Source organism: uncultured Campylobacter sp. (assembly GCF_938045775.1).
Lineage (GTDB): Bacteria > Campylobacterota > Campylobacteria > Campylobacterales > Campylobacteraceae > Campylobacter_B.
The window spans coordinates 1-1,752 of record NZ_CALIBH010000073.1 but is presented as its reverse complement, the minus strand read 5'-3'; the positions used below and the strand labels follow the sequence as shown (position 1 = coordinate 1,752).

Below are 1,752 nucleotides of genomic sequence, written 5' to 3'. Positions count from 1 at the left end.
ATTTTGAGGATATTGAATTCTTGGATTAGTAAATTTTTAAATATTACTAGAAACGATGACAAAACTGTCAAACATAGATTTTTTAGACCTAACGTGAAATAAAGGAGAGATTGTGTCATTTATAGATGAAGATTACGTAAATATCGTACTGCAAGATCTGCTGGAGCGCGGTATACGCTTAAGGGAGGAGTATGGAATTTATGGAATCGCTTGGAGATTTGATGATGTAATGGAGGTGCTAAAAATTACAAGAGATAAAGGTATGATTATCGTAGGAGGGGATGTATATCGCCTAAGCGGCAATGAGCCCATAATCACATACGATTGCTGGGGTATTAAATCGGAAGATGACAATGCATTTGAGGTGGCGATCCAATATATCACCAATTATCGCGCTAGAAACGGAGATGATTTTGCATATTGCCCAACTATTTGTCCTGGGCGGGTGTCCAAATGAAAATTTTAACTTCCAATGCAGAATATGCTGGTTTTGCTCATATTCTGATAAATATAAAATGTGTGTCAAACTGAATGACAATATGTGCGTAGATAGGATATAAAAGATTTTAGGAGTAGCTTTGAAAGGCAACAAAGTAGTTTTAATACTATCGATCGAAAGCGATAGGGATCTATCCGAAACAATAAGCAGCAGCGGCATATCTGCAACAAAAACCTGGCGCAGGGGAGATTTGAAACTAAAAGGCTCTATTTTAAAATACAGAAATTTTGGCTTTAGCATAGAGGAAAAATTTTATGATATACCTTCTGCGGGAGATCTAATTAAAAAATTCTTGGCAGATATAAATGTCGCGAGGAGTATAAAATTACAAAGCGTAAAAAAGCTGCTAAGAGTCGTGATTTACAGCCACGGTAACTTGCCGGGTCTATACTACGATACGGATTTGCTAAGGCTATTAGCGGGTAACGATATAAGTTTAGATAATGACGTGTATTTTTTAGATGAATAAATTTGAATTGCATACTAGAATAAAAGCGCTAAAGGCGCGGCTTAAACTGCAAAAGCCGGAAATTATAACAAATCCTGTACAAAAGGATGAGCTTGTCGAGCAAGATCTGTGCGGTAAAGATCTGTGCGATTTAGACCATAGCACGATCAAACTTTTATCGGGAGATTTGCAGGTTTTCAATGACTATACTTTTAGGTATTATATCCTGGATTTTATTGATTTTTACGAGCGCTTCGGCGATGAAGCGATTATAGAAGATATGTTTATTCAAGCATTTGCACCGCCTATGCGACGGGCGCGAGCGAAACAATTTAGCAGAGATGAGGTAAAAATAATCATAGATTTTTTGCAAAAACACTATGAAAATATTGCGAGAATTACGCATTCCAAGAAATATAAAAAGTTAAAGCCCTACGAACAAGAAGAAATTTATATACCATTCAAACATTTTGAAAAAGAGATAAAAAGCGCTATAAAATTTTGGAGAAAAGTATTATGATGGAATTTTATAAGGATTGGCAAATGCGCTTAATAGAGACTGATTTGGGCAAATATGAGGAATATATCTATTTCTTTATAGAGAAAAACAGGGCGTATTTTAACGCCTATCAAGAGCAGATATTTTCAGAAGACGAATATAAGATAATTAGCAAATATTTTAAAGATGAAACACAAGAATACGCCGCAGCCTGGATGGAATTTGGCGAATAGCTATATCGAGCTTTATTAAAGTCATATTTTAAAACAATAAGGAGCTGTATGCCTAAACATGAATTTTTGCTCA

General features: G+C 35.3%; 4 protein-coding genes. All 4 read left to right on the top strand.

Annotation, left to right across the window (positions count from 1 at the left end; genetic code table 11):
• Positions 1-112: 112 nt before the first annotated feature.
• The 4 genes from imm40 (at position 113) to Q0238_RS02455 (ending at position 1,679) form a co-directional block, all read left to right on the top strand.
• Positions 113-457, top strand: coding sequence for an Imm40 family immunity protein (imm40, locus tag Q0238_RS02470; protein ID WP_297942600.1), 345 nt, complete (start codon positions 113-115; stop codon positions 455-457).
• 121 nt (positions 458-578) lie between these two features.
• Positions 579-968: a hypothetical protein gene (locus tag Q0238_RS02465; protein ID WP_297942598.1), complete on the top strand. Its 390-nt coding sequence runs from the start codon at positions 579-581 to the stop codon at positions 966-968.
• Positions 961-1,467 (top strand): hypothetical protein, encoded by a 507-nt coding sequence (locus tag Q0238_RS02460; RefSeq protein ID WP_297942596.1) that lies wholly within the window; start codon positions 961-963, stop codon positions 1,465-1,467. Before Q0238_RS02465 ends, Q0238_RS02460 begins: the two co-directional genes overlap by 8 nt.
• A 23-nt stretch (positions 1,468-1,490) precedes the next feature.
• Positions 1,491-1,679, top strand: coding sequence for a hypothetical protein (locus Q0238_RS02455; RefSeq protein ID WP_297942593.1), 189 nt, complete (start codon positions 1,491-1,493; stop codon positions 1,677-1,679).
• Positions 1,680-1,752 lie beyond the last annotated feature (73 nt).

Coding starts and splice junctions, on each gene's coding strand:
- Q0238_RS02460 (WP_297942596.1), top strand. CDS start 961: ATGAATAAATTTGAATTGCATACTAGAATAAAAGCGCTAAAGGCGCGG.
- Q0238_RS02455 (WP_297942593.1), top strand. CDS start 1,491: ATGCGCTTAATAGAGACTGATTTGGGCAAATATGAGGAATATATCTAT.